Annotated in this window: 17 protein-coding genes and 3 pseudogenes; 9 read left to right on the top strand and 11 right to left on the bottom strand. The window is 54.8% G+C overall.

Translation table 11 applies throughout. From position 1 onward, the window contains the following. Window positions 1-125: 125 nt before the first annotated feature. Window positions 126-2,948, bottom strand: a complete 2,823-nt coding sequence (gene csg / locus DU484_RS07185) for an HVO_2072 family ArtA-dependent S-layer glycoprotein (RefSeq protein ID WP_187347780.1) — start codon at window positions 2,946-2,948, stop codon at window positions 126-128. An 84-nt stretch (window positions 2,949-3,032) separates the two neighbouring features. Then, window positions 3,033-5,633 carry a surface glycoprotein gene (locus DU484_RS07180; protein ID WP_114605512.1) on the bottom strand — a complete coding sequence of 867 codons (2,601 nt, stop codon included), beginning with the start codon at window positions 5,631-5,633 and terminating at the stop codon, window positions 3,033-3,035. Window positions 5,634-5,970: 337 nt separating this feature from the next. On the opposite strand from DU484_RS07180, the pseudogene DU484_RS07175 reads away from it, so the two are divergent. Beyond that, window positions 5,971-6,856, top strand: a pseudogene (locus tag DU484_RS07175) (IS1595 family transposase). An 85-nt stretch (window positions 6,857-6,941) separates the two neighbouring features. On the opposite strand, the gene DU484_RS20710 reads toward DU484_RS07175, so the two are convergent. Next, window positions 6,942-7,472, bottom strand: coding sequence for a zinc ribbon domain-containing protein (locus tag DU484_RS20710; RefSeq protein ID WP_114605511.1), 531 nt, complete (start codon window positions 7,470-7,472; stop codon window positions 6,942-6,944). A gap of 520 nt (window positions 7,473-7,992) precedes the next feature. Between DU484_RS20710 and DU484_RS07165 the strand changes: the two genes are divergently transcribed. Next, complete coding sequence (locus DU484_RS07165; protein WP_114605510.1) at window positions 7,993-9,567, top strand: carboxypeptidase regulatory-like domain-containing protein; 1,575 nt, start codon at window positions 7,993-7,995, stop codon at window positions 9,565-9,567. Window positions 9,568-9,593: 26 nt separating this feature from the next. On the opposite strand, the pseudogene DU484_RS07160 reads toward DU484_RS07165, so the two are convergent. Next, window positions 9,594-10,442: pseudogene (locus DU484_RS07160) on the bottom strand (RNA-guided endonuclease InsQ/TnpB family protein); the annotation flags it as partial. A gap of 135 nt (window positions 10,443-10,577) precedes the next feature. On the opposite strand from DU484_RS07160, the gene DU484_RS07155 reads away from it, so the two are divergent. Continuing rightward, window positions 10,578-11,828 (top strand): RNA-guided endonuclease InsQ/TnpB family protein, encoded by a 1,251-nt coding sequence (locus DU484_RS07155; protein WP_114605509.1) that lies wholly within the window; start codon window positions 10,578-10,580, stop codon window positions 11,826-11,828. A 57-nt stretch (window positions 11,829-11,885) separates the two neighbouring features. On the opposite strand, the pseudogene DU484_RS20705 reads toward DU484_RS07155, so the two are convergent. The 6 genes and pseudogenes from DU484_RS20705 to DU484_RS07130 all read right to left on the bottom strand — a co-directional run. Further along, a pseudogene (locus tag DU484_RS20705) lies at window positions 11,886-12,294 on the bottom strand (RNA-guided endonuclease TnpB family protein); the annotation flags it as partial. Window positions 12,295-13,446: 1,152 nt separating this feature from the next. Continuing rightward, entirely contained in the window at window positions 13,447-14,037 is a 591-nt protein-coding gene (locus DU484_RS07145; RefSeq protein WP_187347779.1) for a Cdc6/Cdc18 family protein, read from the bottom strand. Further along, the gene (locus DU484_RS07140; protein WP_157969527.1) at window positions 14,016-14,480 is read right to left on the bottom strand and encodes an AAA family ATPase; all 465 of its coding nucleotides are present in this window, start codon (window positions 14,478-14,480) and stop codon (window positions 14,016-14,018) included. Before DU484_RS07140 ends, DU484_RS07145 begins: the two co-directional genes overlap by 22 nt. Before the next feature lie 60 nt (window positions 14,481-14,540). Further along, window positions 14,541-14,831, bottom strand: a complete 291-nt coding sequence (locus DU484_RS07135; RefSeq protein WP_114605505.1) for a hypothetical protein — start codon at window positions 14,829-14,831, stop codon at window positions 14,541-14,543. Window positions 14,832-14,951: 120 nt separating this feature from the next. Continuing rightward, window positions 14,952-16,172 carry a hypothetical protein gene (locus tag DU484_RS19490; protein ID WP_157969526.1) on the bottom strand — a complete coding sequence of 407 codons (1,221 nt, stop codon included), beginning with the start codon at window positions 16,170-16,172 and terminating at the stop codon, window positions 14,952-14,954. Between the two features lie 47 nt (window positions 16,173-16,219). Next, window positions 16,220-16,510, bottom strand: a complete 291-nt coding sequence (locus tag DU484_RS07130) for a hypothetical protein (protein WP_114605504.1) — start codon at window positions 16,508-16,510, stop codon at window positions 16,220-16,222. A 113-nt stretch (window positions 16,511-16,623) separates the two neighbouring features. On the opposite strand from DU484_RS07130, the gene DU484_RS07125 reads away from it, so the two are divergent. The 3 genes from DU484_RS07125 to DU484_RS19480 all read left to right on the top strand — a co-directional run bounded on the left by DU484_RS07125 (window position 16,624) and on the right by DU484_RS19480 (window position 18,302). Then, window positions 16,624-16,971, top strand: coding sequence for a hypothetical protein (locus DU484_RS07125; RefSeq protein ID WP_114605503.1), 348 nt, complete (start codon window positions 16,624-16,626; stop codon window positions 16,969-16,971). A gap of 71 nt (window positions 16,972-17,042) precedes the next feature. After that, window positions 17,043-17,474 (top strand): hypothetical protein, encoded by a 432-nt coding sequence (locus DU484_RS19485; RefSeq protein WP_157969525.1) that lies wholly within the window; start codon window positions 17,043-17,045, stop codon window positions 17,472-17,474. Between the two features lie 366 nt (window positions 17,475-17,840). Continuing rightward, a complete protein-coding gene (locus tag DU484_RS19480) occupies window positions 17,841-18,302 on the top strand; it encodes a hypothetical protein (RefSeq protein ID WP_157969524.1) in 462 nt (153 codons plus the stop codon). A 20-nt stretch (window positions 18,303-18,322) separates the two neighbouring features. On the opposite strand, the gene DU484_RS07120 is transcribed toward DU484_RS19480, so the two are convergent. After that, entirely contained in the window at window positions 18,323-19,153 is an 831-nt protein-coding gene (locus tag DU484_RS07120) for an IS5 family transposase (RefSeq protein ID WP_114605502.1), read from the bottom strand. A 146-nt stretch (window positions 19,154-19,299) separates the two neighbouring features. On the opposite strand from DU484_RS07120, the gene DU484_RS07115 reads away from it, so the two are divergent. The 3 genes from DU484_RS07115 to DU484_RS07105 all read left to right on the top strand — a co-directional run bounded on the left by DU484_RS07115 (window position 19,300) and on the right by DU484_RS07105 (window position 24,868). Then, window positions 19,300-21,417 carry a hypothetical protein gene (locus tag DU484_RS07115; protein ID WP_114605501.1) on the top strand — a complete coding sequence of 706 codons (2,118 nt, stop codon included), beginning with the start codon at window positions 19,300-19,302 and terminating at the stop codon, window positions 21,415-21,417. Window positions 21,418-21,653: 236 nt separating this feature from the next. After that, window positions 21,654-21,998, top strand: coding sequence for a hypothetical protein (locus DU484_RS07110; protein ID WP_114605500.1), 345 nt, complete (start codon window positions 21,654-21,656; stop codon window positions 21,996-21,998). 269 nt (window positions 21,999-22,267) lie between these two features. Further along, window positions 22,268-24,868 (top strand): outer membrane protein assembly factor BamB family protein, encoded by a 2,601-nt coding sequence (locus tag DU484_RS07105; protein WP_114605499.1) that lies wholly within the window; start codon window positions 22,268-22,270, stop codon window positions 24,866-24,868. The last annotated feature ends 84 nt before the right edge of the window (window positions 24,869-24,952 follow it).

Raw genomic sequence — 24,952 nt, 5'->3', positions numbered from 1 at the left:
ACAACGACTGTGCCGGTGATCGTCGAAACTAGGTGGTAGTCGATGTCTCTAGCGCTGATGAGTAGCGCCGATAAAAGAATCCGCATCGGGTGACCGCTTTCGGCGGTCAGTCGTGATTCAGTCGTTTAGTTGTCGCGCCGGACGGCCAGCAGCGCAGCCGCGATGAGCGCGATGACGGCGACGATGGCACCGAAGCCAGGACCGCCACCCTCAGTGGGCGTCGGCGTGGCCGTTGCCGTGTCCGTCGGTTCCGGCGTCGGTTCCGGCGTCGGTTCCGGCGTCGGTTCCGGCGTCGGTTCCGGCGTGTCAGTCGGCGTCGGCTCCGGCGTCTCCGTCGGTTCCGGCGTTGCCGTCTGGACGCTCTGGACGATCTCTACCTGAACGAGGTCCGTGTTCTCACCGTCGTCGGCTTCGAGGTCGTACGTGCCCGTCTGGACGTCTTCCAGCTCGAGGCTCGTCGACCACGTGCCGTCGTAGGACCACTCGTCGGTGGTCGCGAGGGCGACCGAGTCACCCTCGTCGGTCATCAGTTCGACAGTGATCGAGTTGTCGTCCGGACGCAGGTTGGTCGAGCCTCCGACGACCATCGTGTCGTCGACGCCAACCGGGTTCACACCGGAGGCCTCCATGCCTTCGGGGTAGACCGTCTGGATCTGCGTCTGCGCGTCGGAGTACCGGAAGTTCGCCGTGACCATGCGGTCGTCACTTCCAGTCTCCTCGATCGTGTCTGCGACAACGTTCTCACGGATCTGCTGTCCCGTGGAGGTCTCGAAGTTCTTGGTGGCGAGGTAGCCGTCGATATCGGACTCGCCAGTCGTGCCGTATTCGCCGTCACGACCGGGGATCAGGATGTGGACGCTGACGCGCTGACCATCCTCGAGACCGCTGATGGACACGTCGTCCTCTTCGAACGTGTTGTCATCGTCGACCGAGATGTCCTGGGTCCAGGTACCACCACGGTCGCCGATGAACAGGACATCGACGTTCGAAGCACCGAACGCGCTGCCCGAGATGTTCACCGTCGCGTCAGTGGTCGAGACCTGACCGCCGACGGTCTTGACCGTCGCCGACAGTTCCGTGTCGGTCACCCGCAGCGACTGCTGGGTGCTCGTGTTCGTGTTGAACTCCGAGGGCGACAGGCTGTAGTCGTCGTTGGTCTCGGGCGAGCCCGAGAGGCCGCCGACGTCAACCACACCGAAGCGGTAGGTACCGGGGAGCGAGATGATGTCGTTCCCGGAGCCGTCCCCTTCGCTGAGGACGACGTCTTCCTCTTCGAACGTACCGTCGGCGTCGACGGTCAGCGTGTTGGAGCCGTCGATTTCGACGATCTCGTAGTCGTTGTTACGGCGGGCGAAGAAGGCAACATCGTCGATGCCCTCGGACGCCGTGCCGTTGACGTCGACTTCGCTGCCGACAACGTACGCGTTACCGGGCGATTCGATCGAGAGGTCGCCTTCCTGAACCTCGAGGGACTCGTCGTCCACTTCAGCCTCGTCAGCTGCCGTGGAGCCCTGATCGAACGGAACGGGGAAGTTCTGCTCGTACAGGAAGACATCGATGTCCGTCTCGTCGAGGTACTGCGTCTCGATCTGACCGACGCCGACACCCGTGTCGTCGTCGACCTCGATGGTCGCGTACGCGTAATCAATGTCATCATTGACCGGGGTGCCACGCGGCGCGACGGTGGTGCCACCGTCGGTCACGACACCGACTTCGTTGGTGTCACCAACATTACGGAAGATATGCTGGGCGTTGTCGTTAGAGACACCATCGCGGAAGTCGTCAGCCTCGATGATGACCACGTGCTCGTCACCAGCGTCCGAACCCTGAATCTCGAAGCGGACGTCCTCACCGCGGACGACGCTGTCCGAATCGAGGCTAAGGCTCGGGTCGTCGTCACCAGTGACGGTGATGGTCGTGGACTGGGACGCCTCACCGAAGTCGAGGTCGTCCGTGCCAGCGAGGCTAATCGTGTACGTTCCCGTACCGGTGTTCGAGAGGTCGACATCGTAGCCGACCTCGTTCTGCGAGATCGACTGACCGTTGACGTCCGTCCCAGTATCGGCACTGGTCTTGACTGCGTCATCAACGGAGTCACCGGTCACGTCGAGACCGGAATCGTCCTCGACCGTCAGTTCGAGGTTTTCGGCGTTCTCGAAGTTCCAGGCGCCAACGACCGTGAGCTGACCTGCACCACTCGAGTCAGACTCGCCTTCGGCGACGGAGCCGCCAGCGATGTCATTGCCGTTGGTGTTGAGCACCTCAAGCGTCGTGACGCGCGGCTGTTGGACAGTGACGGTGTTTCCGCTACCGTCATCGTAGCGTCCAGTTTCCTGGTTCTGCGGGATGTTCGGCGTGTTGAGCGGGACGCCTTCTGCGTCACCAGCCGACTTCGTCAGGTCGCCCTCGAAATCCTCACTGGGGAAGACATCGGATTCGCCCTGGAAGAGCGTCGCATCGGGGAGGAAGTACCCTTCACCGTCGGCGGTGTTGAAGGCACCCGTCCCGTCCTCGTTCGCGGCGCGGTTGTCATCGTCGGGGTCAACGCCGCCGTTTCCGTTGTCACCGTTGCCACCATCGGCTTCTTCGATGGTAACGGTCGTGTCAACGGTTGAGGTGTCGTCCGTCCCCGAGATCGTACCATCAGCGGTCACCGTTGCATCGCCCGTGGACGCGTCGTCCGCGACCTCGAACGTAACGGTCACCGACTGGCTCTCGCCAGGCGCGACCTCGCCGAAGACGTAGGCGCCCTCGACGTCGAACTGACTTTCGGGATCGTAGTTCGTGACCTGTACGCCATCAGGGAGCTGGAATTCAAGTCCAGCCGTCCCGTTTTCGTCGCCGTCATTCGTGAATTCGTACGTGATCTGGAACGTCTCGCCCTGCTGTGCTGTATCAGGGGTAGACGTCGTCTGCAGGGCGGGCTGTGGCGCCGCCGTTACAGACATCGGAATGGCGAAGACTGACAGCACCATAAGCGCCGCCAGGCTGATCGCCCTGATTGATTGTTTCTTATTTGTCATTATTGTTGCTTAGTTGTTTTCGTTGTAGGCTTGGATGATTTCCAGGACTTCACCGAGCTCAGCGTTGTTGTTGTTGTACTCCTGGATGACGTTCAAGACGTCAGTGATGGTCGTTTCACCGTTGTTACCGCTGCTTTCGATGGTCAGCGTTGCCGTCTGGCTGTCGTCCTCGGTGTACACACCGTGCGTGTAGGTGCCAGCCGAGAGGGCCGACGTGCTGACGTTTTCGAAGGTCACGGTCGTGCTGTCGTTCACGTTCAGCGAGACCTGCTGACTCGCAACGACGTTGTTACCGACACGGAATTCGACCGCTTTCGTGTCGTCGACAGAGCCATTATTAGTCACCGTTGCCGAGACCGTGATCTCGTCACCCTGCGTAACGGTCACGTTCTGCGGGTTGAGGTTCGAGACCTGGAAGTCAGCCGGGCTCGGTTCGGCACCAACGACGACGATGTCGTTGGTTGTCGTCCCGCTCGGGATGTTAGGGACGGTCGTAGCCTGGCCTTCTAGGCCAGCGTCGGTCGTGGCAATCATGCGGTACTGCTCATTAGACCGAACGTTGGTGAACACGTACGAGCCCGAGGATCCGATCTCAGAGACTTGGCCAGTCGATTCGTACTCGCTAGTCTCATTGAGGATGAACAGTTCGACCGTAGCCTGGCCACGGGCGAGTTCTTCGTCATCCTCGTTCACGACGTCACCGGTGATTTCAGCCGTCGAGAAGACGGAGACAGTCGCCTCTTCGCTACCGGTCGTGTTGTAGACGTCCCCATCACTGTTCTCAGTCGAAGCAGTGATGTTCGTCTCACCAGAATTCTCCGCTTGGAACGTCACCTGTGCTTCACCATTAGCGTCCGTGGTGACATTCTGGCTATCCGGTTCCAAGGGGAGATTATCGGTCGTTTCAACGGTGATGTCTTGGTTTGCAGCATCACTGTACGACACGGAGCTACCCTCAGGGCGCTGTTCAACGGTGACCGTTGCCGTCACCTCAGTCCCTGCAGGAGCTTCGACTGTCTTATTGCCGTCGTCAACCGTCACGTCAAGCCGGTATTCCTGTGTCGGGCCACCTTCCTCAAGCGTGAGGTCGTGGTTCTCGGTCTGGCCGGCGGTGACGGTTTCCGTTTCGTCTGCAGCCACGTAGGTGCCAACATCGTCACCAGTCCGATTCAGACGGTTATAGCCGTCTGCAACGGCGTAGATGTTGATATCACCCGCTACGATATCTTCGATGACGTACTTCCCTTCAGAGTTAACACCACTAACGAGCCATGGCTGGGTCTGCTCCGCGTAGGCAAGGGTCTGGTTTTCGCCAGGGTAGGCGGCCCAAACCGTTGCGCCCCCAACTATAGAGCCAGTGGTGTTCTCAATAACTTCACCCTGCAGGTACGCGTCGCCACGCTCATTACGGAAGGACGGCTGAGCGAAGGTCTGAACCGTCGTGTTGTCATCAACAGTAAAGCTGACATTCACCTGCTCAGCTTCACTGTCGGAGACAGTAAACACGGCAGTACCGTTAGCCGTGCTGCCGTCCGGAAGCGTCACTTCCTGCGTAGTATCCGTACCAGGTGAGAGAGTGACACTACCTGTGTTGGGATCGTTTTCGACGGCTGAACTGACATCGAAGCCATCCAGTGGCTGATCCTCCTGCTCACCGAACTGACCAGTCACCTGCGCGTAGTAGGTGACCTGGTCAGTTCCGTTGGCGATAGCAGACTCGCTAGCCGGGTCAGCTGCGATGATTTCGATATTCTTTGCAACTCCTTCCGGAGTGATCGTCACGTCCAGTTCACGTGACTCTCCCCGTGGAACGGAGGCAATCTGTGAACTGGACTTCGTGAAGCCGCCCTTGTTGGCATCTGCGCGGATGTTCACACCAGGTGCGACACGGACGGACGACGTTGCGCCACTGGACTGGGTAATGCGCTCAGCTATAATCGTACCAGTATCGTTATTCACGAACTGGACAGTAGCGTCCTCAACGGTCGATCCGTTGGCTCCAGTTCGCTTGACCTGGGCACTAACGAAGGTGTCCGAAATGACAACGGTCTGACTGCCAGCCGTGTCATACGGAGTGTTTCCTTCGAACTGCGTGCCGGACGCGGTGTCGGTGACGGTCACACCTGCGTCGATAGCATCTCCGTCAGATGCACTACTACTCACCTTGGCAAGGACCTGCAGTCGACCAACCTCGTCACCGGTTGTTGCGTCAGTCCCTTCGAATGAGACGTTTACTGGTGCCTCGTCGTAGATTACCTGACCGCTCTCTGCGACTGTACCGTTGTTGTTATCCAGCAGGATGACACTCACGGACTCAATGTCACTCGTGTCAATGCCATTGGCATCGCTGCCATAGCTGGCATTAACTTCAACGTGAGTAACATTACCAGGGGTCTGGAATCCAACATCAGCGATTTTTGTTGTCAACCCCGTCGTTGTGTCCGTAGTGGGAGTAGCATCCCCACCAGGAGCGTTTCCTGCGGCATACGCCCCTGAATCGGGCGCATTTGCAGCGGCTGTCCCAGCGAATGCTACGGATCCTCCCACCACTGAGAGGACCATTAGCATGGCCAAGAACAGGCTGCGCAATTTATTTGTTGAGTTTGTCATGTCTTATCGTGGTTTGTTTCTAGCGGCGTCAGCGAGCTTCCGCCCAGTGCGATTGTCCACTTACCGCAGAGTGGTCCTTGCAAGGGGGTACTCACTCCCAACACCATGGGTAGGGGTACGGTCAAACTGTGATGCGCCGCTTATAAATTCTTTGTGGTACTCGGGTATGTGTTAAGCGTTAGCAAGGCTGAAACTACGCCATAGAGTACATCTACTGAACGTTAGGAAATTTTCATATACCAATCACGCTCTTGGGTAGAGGATTGTTGGTCAGTTCTCAGCAGTAGCTGGAAGTCACAGCGGGCAAGGGTGACGCGACCGCGTCACCCGACGAACGATGTTCCCAATCAAGACGTTCGTCTCGGAGCGTCGGGCCGCGAATCTGCTGACACAGATTCGCTGGCGTGACGGCGTCTATTGCCCACGCTGCCGTGCCGAATCTGTGATTCGGTACGGCAGCTATCGGGTGTTTCAGCGGTATCTGTGTAAGGATTGCGACCGCACGTTCAACGATCAAACAGGCACGGTGTTCGAACACTCTGCGGTGGCACTCAGAAAATGGTTCCTCGCGGTCTACACGTACATCCGGTTCAACACGAGTCTCAGGCAGTTAGACGTAGAGATCGACGTTTCTTACAAGACGATCTACCGGCGCGTCCAGCGCTTTCTGCGAGCGCTGGACGCACCTCGGCTACAACTTGAAGGCCCGATTGAGATCGACGAGTTCTACCTGAAAGCTGGACTCAAAGGCCGCGAGCGCGACGGCTGGTCGCGCTCGCGTGGCCTATCCACGCGCGGACGTGGAACATACGCTGAGGACAAGCTCCCCGTCTTTGTTCTCGCAGATCGAGGCAGTGGTGAACGGTACGTGATCCCGGCGAAAGCCGCGACCGAATCGAAAATTCGACTCCTGCTGGCGGACCGCCAGCAGGAGTCGTTGACCATCTATACTGACGGCTTTCGGGCGTACGAACACGCTAGAGGAGGACGATGCATTCACTCGTGAATACGTCGTCCACGGCGACGGCGAGTACGTTGACGGAGACGTGCACGTGAACACCTGCGAGAGCCACGCGTCGCTGGCGCGACGGTGGCTCTCGCCGCATCGAGGCGTCTCCAAAGACAGACTCACACCGTATTTCCGAGCGTTTCAGCTCCGCCGAGAAGTGTTCCGCAAACCGGGTGAGGAAGCACTCAAAACCATCCTCGAAACTGTGCTGTGACTCACCAACAATCTACGCCACAAGAGCGTACCAATCAAATCTGTGTCAGACCTTTGTTAGACGGACAGCATACAAAATGATGATCTCACTCAGCCAGTTGGCAATTGAAATCTTGCTTCGCGCGCACCCGCGCAGACAATAGTAAAATCGGACTGTCGAGATGATCCCAGTTTGACTGGCTTATCTGAGCACCCCCGTTCACTGTCCCTGACTTCAGCACAACCTGACAGTTTGTGCGTCCAACACCAGACGTGGGCCGGTACTCGACAAGAAACCATCCGATATTCCGAACGGCATTGTAGTCCACGTGGAGTTCTTTTTTGCACTTCATCCACTCGAACTCGTTACCATCACCATGGTCCTCGCGGGTGAATTCACACTCCGAATGACTACACCGTTGCGAGATGTGCTGCGGAGGTACATCACCAACAAGAATCTCAGACTCCTTTCCTTTGCACACGACGTGTTCTTGGAGTCCGTTGAACGCCCACTGCTGGAACCGCTTCGCGTTCAAGATACGTGCTCGAATCCATTCCAAGTTCTCAACCACGATGACATCGCAGTCGTGTCGGCGTACTTCGACCACGATTGTGGGGCGGCCCGATGCAATTGACATTCTCCCCGCGCTAAAGCGCGAGGATTCCTCCGTTAGGGGTTCGGCTACCGACCCACGGAGGTGATCTTCGCTTCAGTTTCCGAACGAGCCACCATACTTGGATCATGAAATGGGTCGAGCGCATACTAGTCTTAGTGTAGGGTGTCGCTCTTGCGCTCGTACCGTCCCGGTTGGGTTCAAAAAGTCTACATTCCCGAGGAACCCCCACGTACTGATGGTCGCCAGATAGCCATTGACCTTACAATCGACACCCAGAACTGTTCTGTTCTCGACTGGCGAAATGTCTGCTCTAGGCTCTTTCTGGAATCGGACGTGCAGGTAGAACGTTCCATCGGGCTTGTGTAACGTCGCAATAGACGTTGTCGGACTCCCAGTATGTCCCGAAAGCGTGTCACTTGTCCCACGGCTCAAACTGGAGTTCACCTTGAATCTCTATGACGAATGCCACCTGGAATCGTTAATTGGATAGCATTTATTTTCCTGATAAGTTTTTTAAACACGAATAAAAATAAATGTCACCATGAGTCGTAGAAGTGTCATCCTGCTCTTGCTCACAGTTACCATCGTGGTCGCCGCCCCTACTGGAAGTGCTTTCGCAATCAGTGAGGCCGACGATCAAACAGTCCCCAGCATACACGAGCGGACAACCGGTCTCACTACTCCTGACGAGACCGGATTCTATGCGACTGAAGACACGGCAACAGGGTTCATTTCTGGTCGTATTTCCGATGCTGAGAATAATGACATCGCCGCGGCCGGCATTGAGATCATTAATACACAAACAGGTGAAACCGCGGCAACAACTACTGCCGGATCAGATGGGTCGTATCTGGTTGAAGTAGAGGCTGATCAAGAATATCAGGTTGACGCTGAAGCAGAGGGGTACGAGAACGGCTCAACCACTGTTAACGTTGCCGAGAATACCACAACAACTGCAAATATTATTCTTCAACAGAAAGAACTCCAGTCGGGTTATATTTCTGGGGATATTGTAGATACTGATGACAATCCCATACCCAGCGCTGAAGTAACGGTCGTCTCGATACAAACAGGTGAAACCGCTGCGACAACTACCGCCGGGTCAGATGGATCGTATCTGATTGAAGTAGAGGCTGATCAGGAATATCAGGTTGACGCTGAAGCAGAGGGGTACGAGAACGGCTCAACCACTGTTAACGTTGCCGAGAATACCACAACAACTGCAGATGTTGTTCTCACGGAAGCAGATGACGCTACTGAACAAGTAGAGATCTCCACGGATATATCAGGGCCCGTCACACCGGGTAATGAAGTAACAGTCACGGTCACACTCACCAATACTGGAAGTGCGACTGCCGACGCTGGCGCATTAGAAGTAACAGTGCCTGAAGAATTCTCAGTAGTTGGGGTTACGGGTGACGGGACGAACCAACCAGACCGGTTCTACCTTGATTCTCTCTCGCCCGATGATTCTGTCACTACCACGTATACCTTCAAGACCCCTCAAAACGCTTCTCCGGGAATCGTTGGCGTCAACGTGACGGGGAGCCTTCAGTTCGCTGATGGATCTCGCTCTGCATCAACGACCGCAAACATAGAGGTTTCGGATGGGGGTACTGCAGATGTAGCAGTTTCCGCCGACACGCCTAAAACCGTCAGGCCGGGTGATGAAGTGGCAGCCACTATTACACTTACCAATACTGGAAATATGACGGCCGACGCTGCCGGATTAGAGGTAGCAATACCTGGAGAGCTCTCGTTGATTGAGGTTGCTGGTGATGGCGAGAATCAACCGGATCGATTCTACCTTACTCCAATCTCACCCGGCGAGTCTGTCACTACCACGTATACGTTCGAAGCCCCCAAGGACGCCTCTACAGGAACTGTTAGCTTTGATGTGACGGGGACACTTACTGCTAATGATGAATCTCGTTCCGCGTCAACGACTGCGGATATAGAAATCACAGACACTGGTCTCCCCACTGAACCGGGCGAACCGGAATTCATAGATGTTTTACAAGTGATTGACGCTTATAACACAGGAGGGCCGTATAACGGCGTTAACGTCCAATTTATTGATGTCTTGGAGGTGATTAGTGCGTATAACGCCGGGTAACCCCAGTACGACATCAAATTATTGAGCTACCCACCGCTAAAGCGGTGGGATTCAGCGTGGACTCCCGTTCTGGCCGACACGTCGGCAGGTGATTCATACTCACCGTTCACGTTCAGCGTCCCGCTGTTCAAGCGCACGCCCAAGGGTGCGCCTTCGTCGCCCCCGGTTTGGTTGCGACGAAGATACCGTAGTCCAATGTTCTTTGCGGCGTTGTAGTCGGCGTGGTTCTCGCACCCGCATTTCTGACACTTGAAGCGTTCGCTACCCCGATTGTCCGGGTGCGTGAACCCACAATGGGAACACCGCCGAGAGGTGTTCTCCGGGTCTACCTGCTCTACGTCGATCCCGCACTCTACAGCCTTGTATTCGACGTATTCGTACAGGCGGTTGAACGCCCACTTGTGACCCCACGACGCGCCAGTACGCTCCCGAATGTCTGTGAGGTCTTCGAATACGATAACCGAACACCCGTAGTCACGCGCTTCCGCAACGATCTCGTTGCTGATCTGGTGGAGTGTCTGCTTGAATCGGCCTTCTTCTTTCCGACCGACTGACTGGATGTTTTCGTGCGCCCATCGTGTCCCGCACACTTGGAGATCACCACGCCGCTTCTCGTATTCTTGTCGCCAGTGGTCGAACTCGTTACCCGTCCAGAATGTGCCAGTTGAGGCAGCGGCCAGATTGTTCACGCCGAGATCAACCCCAAGAACCGTTCCGTTCTCGGTGGTTGCTTGATCTGCTACGTCGGACTCCACGTCCTTCTTGCAGTGGATGTGAAGTTGCCACTCGCTGTGCTTTCGGTGTAACTCCGCCCCTGTTGTCTCGTACTCGTCGGAAAACAGGTACTCCGCATGGGGCGTGTCAGTGTTCCTATCTTTCTACGAGGAGAGAATCCCGGCGTTTACGCCGGGAGTGAATCCAACAACGCTGACCCAATCCCTCACGGACGGCAGGTTGGATATTCCACGCACATCCACACCATTAAGTTAGTTTATCGAGACAGTCTATGTATGGCGATTAAGGCCACACGTACCTACGTTGGTTCCATCCAGAACCACCAACAGGTCTGTGATGGTCTTGATTCGCTCGGAGACTCCGCCTCCAAAATCTGGAACGTCGCACGATGGACAGCCGACCGTATCTGGGACGCAACCGGCGAAATCCCAAACGGTAGTGTGCTGAAATCGTACATGAAGAACCAGTCGTGCTGGAAAGATTTGAACGCACAATCCAGTCAGAAAGTCATCGAAGAACTTTCCGACGCTTTCCAGTCATGGTTCGATCTGCGACACTCCTCCAGTGAGGCGAATCCGCCCGGCTACCGCAAACACGGCGACAGCCGACCACGTTCCACGGTGACGTTCAAAGAAGATGGGTTCAAACACGACCCTGACAACAATCGGGTCCGACTCTCGAAAGGCTCGAATCTGAAAGAACACTTCTCAGACTTCCTGCTTTGCGAGTACCAGACTCGACCTGATGTTGACCTCTCGGAGGTCAACAGCGTACAGAACGTTCGGGCCGTCTGGAACGGCGACGAATGGGAACTCCACTTCGTCTGTAACGTCGAGTTCGAATCTGCTGACACAGCAGGCGACGGTGTTGCGGGGATCGACCTCGGAATTAAGAATATCGCCACGGTCGCATTCCCGGATGAATACGTCCTGTACCCCGGCAACTCGCTCAAAGAAGACAAACACTACTTCACCAGAGCTGAGTACGACACTGAGGGAGAAGACGGGCCGTCAGAGAAGTCGATGTGGGCGGGTCGGAAACTCTCTGAACGTGAGACACACTACTACCACACGCTGACGGACGCTATCATCACGGAGTGTGTCGAACGCGGTGTCGGCACGCTCGCGGTGAGTTGGCCTGAAGGCGTCCGAGAGTCAGACTGGGGCAAAACCGGCAATAAGAAACTACACTCGTGGGCGTTCGACCGAATCTACCAGCACCTCGAATACAAAGGAGAAATACGGGGTGTTGAGGTATTGAAAGAGAACGAGTGGAACACCTCGAAAACGTGTTCAGCGTGTGGTGACGATACGAAATCAAACCGTGTCGAACGTGGCCTGTACGTCTGCTCGTCGTGCGAGTTGGTAGCCAACGCAGACTGTAACGGGGCGGAGAATATGCGGCAGAAGATAACTCCGAGTCCTCACGGCGAGGATAGGAGTAACGGCTGTGTGGCACAGCCATCGACATACTTGTTCGACCGCGAGAGCGGGACGTTTCACACGAGAGAACAGGCCGTGTCGTAGACCAGCAAATATCCCACCTGCGGCACGGGAAGCCTCGCCGTTTACGGCGAGGAGGATGTCACCTGGCAGCACGTAGTCGGCTTCAATTCGACCGTCTGTGGTGGCGAGGGATACGTAGTCGTCGTAGAACGTAGCGGTTCGGTGGTCGTAGACGACATGCGGCGAAGTCATCCGCGGTTTCGACGCTTTGTTGCCCTGCTTCCACCGTTCAATTACGCTCTTACAGGCTTCAGCAGCTTTGTTCCGGGCATTCTGGACAAGACCCGTGTTGAGGTGTCTGGTCGCACACATCGTCGTAGGTTTCGTCTTGGAGTTGCCCTTTGCTTGTGGTGACGTATTCACCTTGGAACGCGTAGTCAACCACGTATTGTGCCGCGAACAGAAACTCGTCGACGGTGTTGCGGAGAAGTGCATCGTCGTCACTGTCCACGTCAAGCGTAACGGGGACAGTCCGGCGCACTTCCATACATTAGATGTGATCTAGATTATTTATTAACGTTTGAGAGTCAGGGTCGTTACGTCCGGTGGTTTGTAACACGGAGCGTACGGATTCATCCCACGGCTAAAGCCGGGGGGTTTCTCCTGTACCGTCTCTAACTACGTGTAATATCTTCGTAGAGGGGGAAAGTATCAGAAACAGACGGATTGAGTGGGGTTGGGGAGGGGGGAATGAATCCGTCTGATCGGGCCTGAATGGACGACCCATCTCCATCTGTTCATTCCGTATTAAAAACTCTAATCATACGGAAAGGAGTCAACAAACTACTTTAGACGCTGGATGACTGAACTGGTGAAGAAATGCAAACGAAGGACTATGGTGAGACGACCGCTTGCCCAGAGTGCCAGTCAGCAGACGTGTATCAACGGACACAAAAAACTCCTCCGTGGCGTTGTCCCGAGTGTGAGGCAGAGTTCGATTTGCCAATCCTTCGTGAGCGTCGTTCTGGCCGGAAAGCGGATCAAGTGTTGCAGCGAGAGATTCGGGCTGTTCGTGAAGCCCATCAGGATCAAACCGAGACGTCAGTAACCAACGACTGAAGTCGTGGGCTTGTCAGTGGACTCCCCTCTGCCGTCTTGACATCCTCCCCGCGCTGAAGCGCGAGGATTCCACCGTGGGACGGCGGGCCGCTCCCACGTCCCCGTTGGCAACTTCTCGCCTGCCGAACGGGGTTCGACGAGGCGATACCGGGTTCGTGCGCGATACGTCGGCCCCGCGAGGGGTGTGGCGTATTCGGCGTCCGTTCGGACGCGGTATCCGCTTGCACCGTGCATCCCGTTCGTCTCGGAGAGACGGCGGGGATGCCCCCCAGTCGCAGGTTTCCCTGCGTCCGGGCACGGGCCGTGCCATCGGCCTGCCTGTCCTTCGTGCCACGGTGGGCAGGCACAAGCGGGCGAGGGTCGCTTTTTGCCTGCCGTGTCGCCACGGCCTCGGAGACGCCCTCTCGGGGACGGTGTGGTAGCCTTCGTCATCGGGGCGGATCCCAATCCAACCGCCATTTTTTGCCCACTGTGCTTACCGCTCGATTCGCTGTCACGGGCCTTAATTCCGGCGGTTGGGGCCCTGTTGTCGGATTCATCCCCGCCATGAACGGCGAGGCTTTCTCCTCGAACTTCGTAATCACGCCACGCTAGGGTCGACGTAGCCGCCGCGGTCCAGGGTATACCGACGATCCCTGCTGGTTCCTTCGACGTCAACGAGACCGTAGTGAGCCATCTTCGTCACGTACTTGCGAACGGTCCGCTCCGATTTGGCCTCTCGAACCGACGTTGCATAGCGGTCGTAGAGAGCGCCGGGCTCGATTTCCTCCGCGTCGACAATCGTGTCGTACAGGAGCTGCTGGTGGTCGGAAAGGCGGTCTAAGGTTTGTCTGTGCAGTCGGCGCGTGGCGTTCTTCACCGCCGGCTCGACGTCCTGGGGATAGATCACGTCCCGAGACGCTTCGACGTCGGTCTCGACAGCCGCCTGGAGTGCCGCGATCCCCAGGCGGGCGTCACCGTCCACGGCCTCGGCAAGTTGCTCGATGGCGCGCTTCCGAACAACACCGTCCCGAATCCCGTGTTCCGCACGGGCCTCGAGGATGGCGATCAACTGCTGCACGGAGTAGGTGGCAAAGTCGAGCGTGGTCGCTAGATCGAGCGTTGCCCGAACGTCGGCGGGATGATCCTCGACGAGCTCGCCAGTATCGTTCACGATACAGACGACATCCAAACGGGGCGCTCCCGAAGCGTCCGGAACAGGTTGGCGTCAGTGACCATCTCGGCCTCGTCGAGGACGACCACCCGCCGTTGGTCCGTAGTAGCCTGCAGTGCGTCGATCAGTTCGCGAGTCGGAGTCGAGTTCCGATGGATGATCCCACCAACGTCCAGGGCGCTCGCGACCTCGCACAGGGCGTGATGTTCGCTGTAGTGTTCCCAGCAGTCGACATAGGCCGTCTGGAGCGCATCCTGTTGTCGGAGCCGGCGGAGGACTTCGCAAGCGATCATCGTCTTGCCCGTCCCCGGCGGGCCGTGAATGACGAGACAGGAGTTCGTCGGCGCGTCAGCGAGGAGATCGAGCGCGGTGCGACAGTCCTCGAGCTCCCGTCCACGATGAACGATCAGCTCCTGATCCGGCACGGCCGTGGAATCGAGGACTTGCCGGTCGAGTATCACGGTCCTGGTTGATTCCCGCTGACACATAAACCGCCCGAGGGGGTTCCAGAAAGCTGAGAGTTACCCCACGGTATAGATTATCTCCCAATTTGTGGGGTAACCTGATCCGAACTGAAGGTGCATCAACTCACGCCTGAGGTGTTCGTCATCGAAGACGCGCGGGAGGTGATCGGCGTCGAGGTGCCTGCCGACACAGGTGACGATAGCGAACTCCGCGGCCGCCTCCAGGACGCCCACGAATGGATCGACGGCCTCAAAGCCGAGAGAAGAGGAGCAGTTGGCCGACATCGTCGTGCTGACATCAGGGATAGCCTCGCCGAAGGTGTCCTCGATGCCGTGATCGACACACATCGGCGTCCGATACCACACGCCGGCCTCGTTGTACCCGATGCCGGTGTGTTGCTTGCTTGGTGTGTCTGCGTCAAGATCGTGACCAAGACCGGAATAGTAGTCAAACAGCCATATTTGATGTCAAAGCTTGACGATACCCACCGAAATTGCAAGCATTATCAATAACGTACTGATTGCCGTTGCGGCCGACATCTGTGGATCATTTACTGCCTCTCCAATTATTAGGAAAATTGCTGCTAAAACAAAGAGAGAATATATCCCGATAAGTCCGATCCCGACTGTGCGGAGAGACAACAGCCACTTGATTGGATCTGGAGCCCTGTTGGTTATTGATTTTCTTATTCTTGGCAGTACAGTTGCTCCAAAGGTAGTGAAGAGGAGAAAATCTCCAATAGGGCTCCCAGATCCTGAGATCGAAAAAAACCCCGCCCAGATCAGCAGCATCCCTGCAAATACGGACGCGATCGGATACCTCGTCTCATCATGTGTCGGCGCTTCTGAGGAAGTGTCCCTCTCGGTGTCGTTCTTTGGTTCTATTTTTTCCGGAGATGTCGAGAGAGAAAATGCATTCTTGAGGTCCCCTGTCACATTATCTACATCAGTCACTATGAATAGATGTTCTTCACCCGTTTGTAACTCAACTCTGAGTCGTGTCCGTAACCCGCCTGCATAAAGGGTATCTCGTATTCCGCGTTGGCGAGGGGGCTCTTTCAGTACCTGACTGACGTTTCCTTTCCGAATCGTCAGTTGGTCAGCACTCCCATTGTTGTGGACTTCTTCTGGAAATATCTTTACTATATTGTTTATAAATCCGATCATATTAAAAAACGAATCAGACGTTTCGACAATACGTGGGTTAAAGACGAGCCTAGTCTCATAGAGTTCTAGTTCACCCCCAACTGCTCTTCCGCCGTAAACCCAGTTTGCACTCCGGGTCCAATGCTTTGTATCCGCACCATGGCCCTCTTCTTCAGAGGATTGAATCAAGGATTCTGAACTGCCTTGGGGCGATTGAGTTTCGATGAAAGTTTGATTAAGGATCTTGATATCGTGTTCGCTTGCGGCTCCTTTGGCAGTGTCTGTAATCTCAACTGCCGAGGCAATCCTCATATCAGATACGCTATTTTTCTTTGCAGTCTTGAATAAGTATTTCAGATGAGATGTGGTCAGTTCGGATTCGGGTTCATCAACAACTAGCGTTAACATTCGAGAAGAATCATCTGCCCCGTCTTGTGATCCTGCAATGACGTAAGTACCTTCTCGAATTTCTCTCGTCGTTGTATTCCAACCTTGACTATCCAAGTACTCCGACACTGAATGCGGATAGTCTGGCGAGTCCATCAAACACTAATCCCTTGTTTCAAGTATTAACGGTGAGGGACAAAATATCACAGTTGGAAATTTGTGAGAATCATCTGCCCGACAATATACGCTACACTGACACAGTCTCGTAGGCTCGCGGACAGACGGTGCAGTAATGCGGTGAGTCGGACGCGGACTGAGTCGACGAGCTGAAGCAGGAGCGCGACCGCATCCAGGAGGAACTCGACGGCGTCCAAGCTGAGCGCGACGAGCTCGCCGAGGAGAACGATGCCCTGCAGGAGCACATCGTCGACCTCAAGGCCAACATCCAGGAGCTCCAGCCCGCCTTCGAGGGCGCCGGTCGGACATCGCGGCACTCGTCGAGACGTTCGACGTCGACGTCGATCTCGCTGCACCGGCGGAGGCGGAGACCACAACCGATGACTCCGGGACCGAGTCGCTGACATCGTCGACGGTCGATGGGTCGATCATGGCGGAGTTCCAGCAGGAGGCTGTCGGCCAGATCATGGCGATGGTCGAGGACTTGAACGAGCGCCAGTGTCGCCTCCTGAAGTATATCGAGGCGCACGACCAGACGCTCAGCAGTCAGAAGGCGTGGGCGCAGCGGACGTTCGGTCTCCAGGGCGAACCGAACGGCACGCACTACGAGGACATGAGCGGGGTGATCGACAAGGGATTCGTCCGGAAGAACAACGACGGCTCCATCGCCCCGAACGTCCGCGGGAAGGTCGAGGACGAGCTCGGGAACTACGACGTCAACGACGCGACGGTCAAGGAGACCTACGAACAGGTGCTGGCGGAACTGGCGGCGGACTGATAGAGCATGTCTTCACCTGCTGATGAGAGGATCTCGGCAGGAAAATAACAGAAGCGGCACAGGCTTGCTGTATGGCGCTCCCAACTGACGTTCAAGTCGCGCTTTCGATACTACAATCACTTTGGCTCCTACTTCCAATCGTGTTTCTCGGACTGCAGCCCTTTTACGATCCAAATGTACGGGAACGGACGAAACAGGGGCGTGCGAACAATAGAAACCCACCAACGAGGGATTTCGGTGGCGGTCTCATGCGTGAACTTGATCTGGCAACGATGGAACTTCGATTCGGCGTTGTCATCGTCGCCCTACTCGCTGCCTCGGCAGTCGCAGCCGGCGTAAGAGTCGCGAAGTTCCTGTGGGGCTCGTGGGTGATGGTCATGAGTCTTGGTTTCTTACTGGCCGGTGTGATATGCTTGGCAGTATTACTCTACCTGATTCGTGATCGATATCGTGAAATATCGACTCCGTCTGAAATCTACCCCTTTGTTTCAGCTGTAGGCTGACGCCTGTCTGACGGGGATTTATACAGTCACCAGTGCTGTGACCGGATGCCCATAGTTGGGCGCCCGCCCGCGAGTTGGTCTCCTCATAACCGTCACCCCGCCCTCCCCCCAGCGTTCGTGAGCGTCGCCACTACTCACCCTGCTATCGACGTGTATTCGAATCCTTGTTTTAACCGTACGCTGATGGCTATCTGACGGGAATTTACGATCTGTTCGGAGATACTGATGCGTGCCACGGGTGCCGACAGATTTCCGCTGCCGTAACTCGCGTACTGGGAGCACTCAAACGAACGTTATGTTAATATAATTCTCAACAGAAACGTAACTTCAATTACACCTAAGTGGGGTGGTACGGTAATAACCCACATGCCTGGGGAGGGTGATGACGGGGGCGATTCTGAACAAGAGTCAGTTAGCCAGCAGAATCGAATCAATCTTGCACGGCGAGGGTTCTTAGTTGGGGCTCTCGGTTCGGTTGCGTTTGACAGCCTACCGGTGACAGCAGACACAGACGGGTTCGAAGAACTGTGGTCGATCCCACTCTCCCACGACAAAACCGAATTAATGGCGGTGGATGCTAATGATGACGGGACACCGGAAGTTGCAGTCGGTGATAATGGCGATTTCGGCCCCGGTGAGTTCGGTATCGTTGATAATGGAACATTTGTTTGGAAGGAGTCATCGCCTGCGGAGGTCCGGCCCAAAGCCACAGGCGACATCGACGGCGACGGCACGTCAGAGGTGATTTTCGCTGCGAAGGTCGCTCGACAGTGGGTGCGGCCATACACGTACGACGGTGATTTCCTTTGGAGTGGTCTGCTTTGTTGAATCCGATGATGGCGTCGGGGTCACTGTTTGAGAGCCTGTTCGAGATTGGAGACGGTGGCGGTCACCACGAGTTCGCGGAACTCGCGGTACCAAGCGCGAGGGTGGACAGCGGGGCCGAATCGACGCTTGATGGCCGAAAAGGCAGTCTCGGCCATCCAGCGCTGGCCGTATAGCTCGCTGTCCAACCGTGCGTTGTGTGCGTGATCGTACGCAGCGAACAGCCGGTGACGCAGCAAGGGCCGGACGCCCTCTGAACGGAGGGCGTCCCGGAGAGATTGGTCGTCATACCCTTTGTCACCGGCGAGACTCTCGATTTTCTCGGTGTTACGAAGGGCAACTCGACGGCCAGTTTGGGTGTCGTGAGGCCAGTGTGCCGAGCAGTGAAGATCGAGGATGGCACACGAATCTGTATCGACGAGCGCCGTCGTTTTGAGCGTCCGTATGTGGCGATCCGAGCGGTGTTGGTAGTGTCTCGATGCCGTTTCGCGGTCGAAGAATGTGGCATCGATGGCACCGTGCGAGCCCGGATCGCAGATGGTCGCGGACTCACGAAGGAAGCCGCGCCACACGGACATGGGCACCCTCTCAAACGACCGGTACAGCGTTGAGGGTGCGGGAAATGCCGTTCGAGCGAGCTGTAACAGCCCACGAACCCGATCCATTTCACTCGCCCAGTCAACAATCTCGCGGTACGTCGCATCCATATGAACTCGCAAAAAGTGGAGCGTGACATGCTTCCAGCCGGGAAATCCGTTGCCAGTCGGATCACTCACCGCCGTTGGACTGGCGGCACAGCGCTTTTGAGCCAGCGACACGGCTTGCTTAACGAAGCGGAAGAGTAGTTTGGTCACATTCGGCTCTTCCGCTTCGCTTCCACCTTCAGAGCGACGCTATCCCGCCGCCTTCTGCGGATTCAACAGAGCAGAGTGGTCAGAATGGCGGCTGGGTCACTGAGTCCGACACCGACGACTTTGACGACGACGGGCGTGATGAGGTCATGTCGACGACCGAGAATGCGGGCTATCTAACAGTCTGGGATGACGATGGGTCATCACAACTGGAAGCGCAGGATGCGGACCTGATCGAGTATACTGTCGATTTCACAACGGGGTTCAAGGATATCGACGGCGATGGCGCGGGTGAATTGTTGAGCTTCCAGCCACCCGATAATGACAAGCGCGGCCTCCAAGTCGTGGATACGAGCGGTGGGGAGGCGACGTTGGAGTGGCGTTATGGGCCCGACGAACCGCTCAAAGCAACGTTTGCTGACGTGGATGACGGGTCTCCGGGTGCATTAGTCGCGTACACGACGCTTGGAGAGGTACGGGCTGTAGACGCTACTGGATCGGAACTCTGGACAACTGACACTGATCTCTCTGACGCCGAGGCGACCATGATTGATGTCGTTGGCGACGACACTACCGATATCGTTCTTTGGACCGGATCGGATGTGGCTATTGTCGATGGAGCCAGCCAAGATGTGACCGAATTCAGCATCGATAGCTCGATCCGGAGTGTGACCGACTATGAGCAAGAGCGACTGGTGGTGGAAACCGAGGAAGCTGTCACAGTCATTGATTTGGATGGCACCGCGTTAGATTCGAAATCACTCCAGCGGCAGCCGTCGGATATCGTGACTGGCGATATCGACAACGATGGGACGATAGAGATCATTATTGGATTCTCAAACGAATTAGTTGCTTATCGGCCAAACCTGGCGCCAGAAGAGCCGCCCAACCCTCTCTCAGACTTCGATCCAGCTATCCACGGGTTCGGATTTCAAAACTGGTCTGGTGAGGGGGAGTTTAATCCACCACATAACCATGAGACAATCGCTGAAGATACCTTCAACACTCAATTTGAGCAGGAATGGCTTCCTGAACTGAAACAGAACACCTCGCTCCCGCTCCCCGCTTCTATTGCCACACAAATTGCTGATGCACTCTATGAAACGCTTCGACAGGGACCAGAAAATGTCTATTCAGATGGCCATTGCTTTGGAATGTGCCTCGCCGCTCAACAGTACTTCGAGAATGGAGTTCCCGATACGCTGCCAGCAGAAATCTCTGCCGCTGCCGATATCCCGCGGCCCACAGGGGAGTACGCTGACATCGGAGGTGAGATTGACGAACTCCATCGGTCACATGCGCTCAACTCCAACACAGCAGTGGAGATGAAACAATTCCTGTCTCCCAACTCGTCACAAAACGAAACAGCATATGACGCTGAAAAAGAAATTGAGGCGATTCGCTCGGCCATCAAACAAAATGGTACCGCACTTATTGGAATCGGATCAAGTCCTTCAACATCTCCGGATGACAGCTACTTACACCAACTTGTTGGCTACAATGTCGAGGTTGAAGGAGAATCGCTGGAATCCGCCGATACAGCATATATTGATGTCTATGATCCGAACTATGAGGCAGACTACTATACGACAAATTCACAGCGTCTTGAGATAGACATATCACAACCGACAGATATGCCACTTGTAAACAACGACGGCAAAGGCTATATTTTTCGTTATCAACGGTTCGCGCTTGTCGGACCAAGACGGACAGACTTTCGAGGGGCGGTTATCTTCACATCTAAATTATGGGGTGATTATCTGGAAAACGTTCTAGAAAATATTCTCGGCGGATATATGATTATCTGGGCGAACTCACCGGTTCGTATCAATGCAACAGCGCCCGATGGAACTCAACTCGCACACCCGGATGAGCCCGTTGATGAAATACCACCTTCAGAAATCGTCTATCTGTCGGAGGCACCTGCAGGTGACTACGAGATAGAAGTGGAGGGGATAGGAACCGGGGATTACATGCTCAACATCAAGAGCTCAATCAAAGACGGAGGACAAATCGATAAGCAAGTCATCAGAGAGATCACCGAAGATGAAACACAGATGCTGACTGCGACTATTCCTGAAAATCCTGATGAGGAAGGAACTATCTCAGAGGGGCGTGGTAGTGAATTACCGACTGATCCTGGTGAACCGACCTTCCGAGACGTGTTGGGTGTGATTCGAGCCTATAATGTTGACGGGAGATATAATGGCGTCAAAGTCAGCTTCAGAGACGTTTTGGAGGTGATCAGCGCGTATAACGCTGAGTGACTCACTACAGCGCTAATCTACAGTCAATTCTGTCACGTTACTCATATGCTATCCAAATTACGATTTCGACCATTTCAACACACTCGCAGAGACGTTCGATATCGACGTGGGTGCCAACGGCGAAATCGGAGACGAAGAAGCAGATCTCCGGGGGTTGGCTGCAGGATGCCCCACGAGCGGACTGACCCGAAAACGAATGCCTGCGCGAGAAGATTGAGGAGGCCGACAGCGTAATCGTGCCAACGGACTACGAGGCCTTCGTCGACGACGAGGCTGTCCGCAAGCAGATCGCGGCTGCGAAGGATGCCGAGATGACCTCCGAACGCTACGTAAAGGCGATCATCGCGAAGATTCTATCGGCCGACGAGGTGGTGACATTCGGCGATATCGAGGAGTTCCCCGACGTCAGTTCTCGGAGTCACATCTTTCGGGCGGCGAATCAACTCGCGAAGCGCCGCGTGATTACGCTCGACGAGAGTGGTGACGACTCGGGCGTTGATTTCAACATCGATGGTATCCGCGAAGTCCAGGAACAGTCGCGTCGACTGAAGAAACGCGAAGAGCTGATGGAGCAACTGTGAGCGCACAGGCCCGTACCTTTGGTGGGGACTCACTCTCGCTGCCGATTTTTGAGAATCCCGTATCTCTGGCTGGCTGATCCGCTTCTCGGAGAAGTATCCGCCAGGGGAAAAATGCGACGCTGGGTGGTTAAGCAAACATATTCTATACAAACTCGTAGATTCATTCCTTATAACTCCACGAGATTTAAGCAATTACTCGACATACATGTCAGAGAATACTAACTAATCACCATATTTATTTCGGTAACGAAGTACAGCATGTCGACACGATGTTAGATGATAATTCGAAAGGTCAAAAAGGTAAAAAATGTGATATTATGACTAATACATCCTCGATCTCAAGTCTTGGACGCCGAACTTTATTGAAATTCGCGGGGGCGAGTGCGGTGGTCGGAACTGCTGGATTGTCAAGTGCTCAAAGTGGATCGGCCGACGGCGGAAGCAGAGAGTGGACATTTTCTACGGATGGTGCCGTTCAGAGTTCACCAACGGTTGTTGATGGTGTTGTCTACGTTGGTAGTGACGATGAGAAATTATACGCACTAGACGCCGCTGATGGGACCGAGCGGTGGCAATTTAATACTGGTGGACCGATTTACTCATCTCCAGCTGTCGTAGAGGATACGGTCTGTATTGCCAGTGAGGCTGGTACTGTTTTTGCAATAAATACCGAAGATGGCACACAGAAATGGAAATTTGAAACCGGACATGATATAAATTCGTCACCAACAGTCGCTGGGGGGACCATTTACATCGGAAGTGGGGATAAAAATGTCTATGCATTATCTGCTTCAGATGGGAGTGAACAGTGGGAGACTCCATTTTCAACTGGTGGAGTAGTTGATTCGTCTCCGACCGTCGTTGACGGGACTGTCTATATCGGGAGTAGTGATAATCATGTCTATGCCATTGATGCTGCAGAAGGTACTGAACAGTGGAGATTTTCGACAGGCCACTCAGTTATCTCATCACCAACAGTCGCTAATGGAACTGTGTACGTCGGAAGCTACGATCGAAATTTCTATGCGATTACTGATGGTTCTCAAAAGTGGAAGACGGACATGGATTCTTCGGTGTATACGTCCCCGACTGTAACTGACGGCTCTGTATATGCCGCAGATTATTCGTTCGGAACCTTGTTTGAACTTGACACTGAGACTGGCGACAGGACACCGATTGCTCCTGATAAGACGAGTAATCCACTCATGTCCTCTCCGACAGTTGCTGACGGTGTCATCTATATCGGAGACGGCGATGGAATGATCTACGCCTTTGACCCGGACGCGAAATCACTTGATCAAGTCACACAGTGGCAGTTTGAAACTGGTGACGTGATTGAATCGTCCCCGACAGTTGTTGATGGTACCGTCTATGTCGGAAGTAATGACGGGTCCGTCTATGCACTCAACGCAGGCGTTTCAGGGGCAAGTAGTGGGACACGAGTTAATCTTGGCACCCTCGGCCACCATTTCAAAGCCGCTAAGTCGGATTCGTCCGGCACTCCGACACCCGAGATCTCACTTGATCGTGATTCACTGCAGTTTGGGGCCACTCTTGTTGGCTCACAGCCGAAAAAGAAATTCACAATTACAAATACTGGCGAGAGTGAGGTAACAATCTCTCCTAAGGTCACCGAAGAAACTTCCTTCATACAGGACTCTTGGATTGTGGAGAAATTTGAGTCGAATGTACCGCCATTTGCGATCCCAGCTGGTGAGACTGTGCCAGTAACTCTCAAATTAGATGCGACTAAAGCGTTTGAACGACTGGGCTCTGATGCTACTTTCTCAATTCCATTCCATGCAGATGGTCAAGAAGTAGCATCTCTCTCGGTTGAAGTGCCGATAATCGGCAGTCCAGACACTTTAACTAAAATGTCCACTGCCGCCACACGGACAGCCGCGATGTTTAGCGAGAGAGAGCAGTATGAAGAGGCCTTTGTTGATGCGATGAATATGTATAAATCCATTGCTAAGATAACATATGAATTAGCTGGGAAAGATTATCAAGATGCCCTCTCGGCATTATTCGATTTGCGAGAGTATTGGAGGGGTTACAGGGAATCGCTTCTGATATCGGGGGCGATTGAGGAATTCTCGGCTAGCAATACGTATAAGACAGCTTATGAGGACGCAGCCGGCCAATTCGAGAAGGCTGCCACAAAACTCAAAGACGGAGATAATCAAGCAGCTGCAGAGAAATTTGACAAAGCCTTGAATAAGATTCTCGCCCGCGTGGATGAGTGGAAAGCTACTGATAAGGAACAGTTTGAGACTGACTTGAAAGTTGAAAGACCGACTTCTAACCTTATCACAGATATTGTTGACACATATACTGAATCAATCGAGGCCCTTGCTAATGTAACTACAATACGAACGCCGATGCTTTCACTTACGGCTTCACCAGTCAACACGACTGTTACCGATCCAGAGGGACGCACTGTTGGCCCGAACCGTAGCGAAATCCCGAATTCATCGTATAGTGAACTACAGCTTGAGGGGACTGACTCAACGGAAGAGTTGATTTTTATCCAGGATCAGATTCCGGGATCATATCACGTTGAAGTAGAGCCGGAATCGGATGCAGAGCCGACTGATACGTACACAGTTGCCGTCAGATCTGATGAGCAGAGTACCCAGATAGCAGCCGAGGAACAGATTCAGGACATCCCATCTGATGGTTACTCTGTCTCAGAGCCTTCGACATCAACTGACAATCAGCTTCCGACGGAACCCGGAGAGCCTTCCTTCCGGGATGTCTTAGGTGTGATCAAAGCGTACCAAGCTGGTAGTCAGTATAATGGCGTGGAGGTGAGCTTTCAGGACGTATTGCAAGTAATCCAGGCATATAATGAGGGACGTGATCAGTAGATCGTAACTTCGGGGCTAAGGCGTCCGCGGAATCACGATCTCCAGTCAAAACCGTATCGCTTTCGTGGGGAAACAATAACTAGC

Origin of the sequence: Haloplanus rubicundus (genome assembly GCF_003342675.1) — an archaeon.
Classification (GTDB): domain Archaea; phylum Halobacteriota; class Halobacteria; order Halobacteriales; family Haloferacaceae; genus Haloplanus; species Haloplanus rubicundus.
The sequence above is the reverse complement of the archived record's forward strand: the minus strand, read 5'-3'. Positions and strand labels throughout refer to the sequence as shown.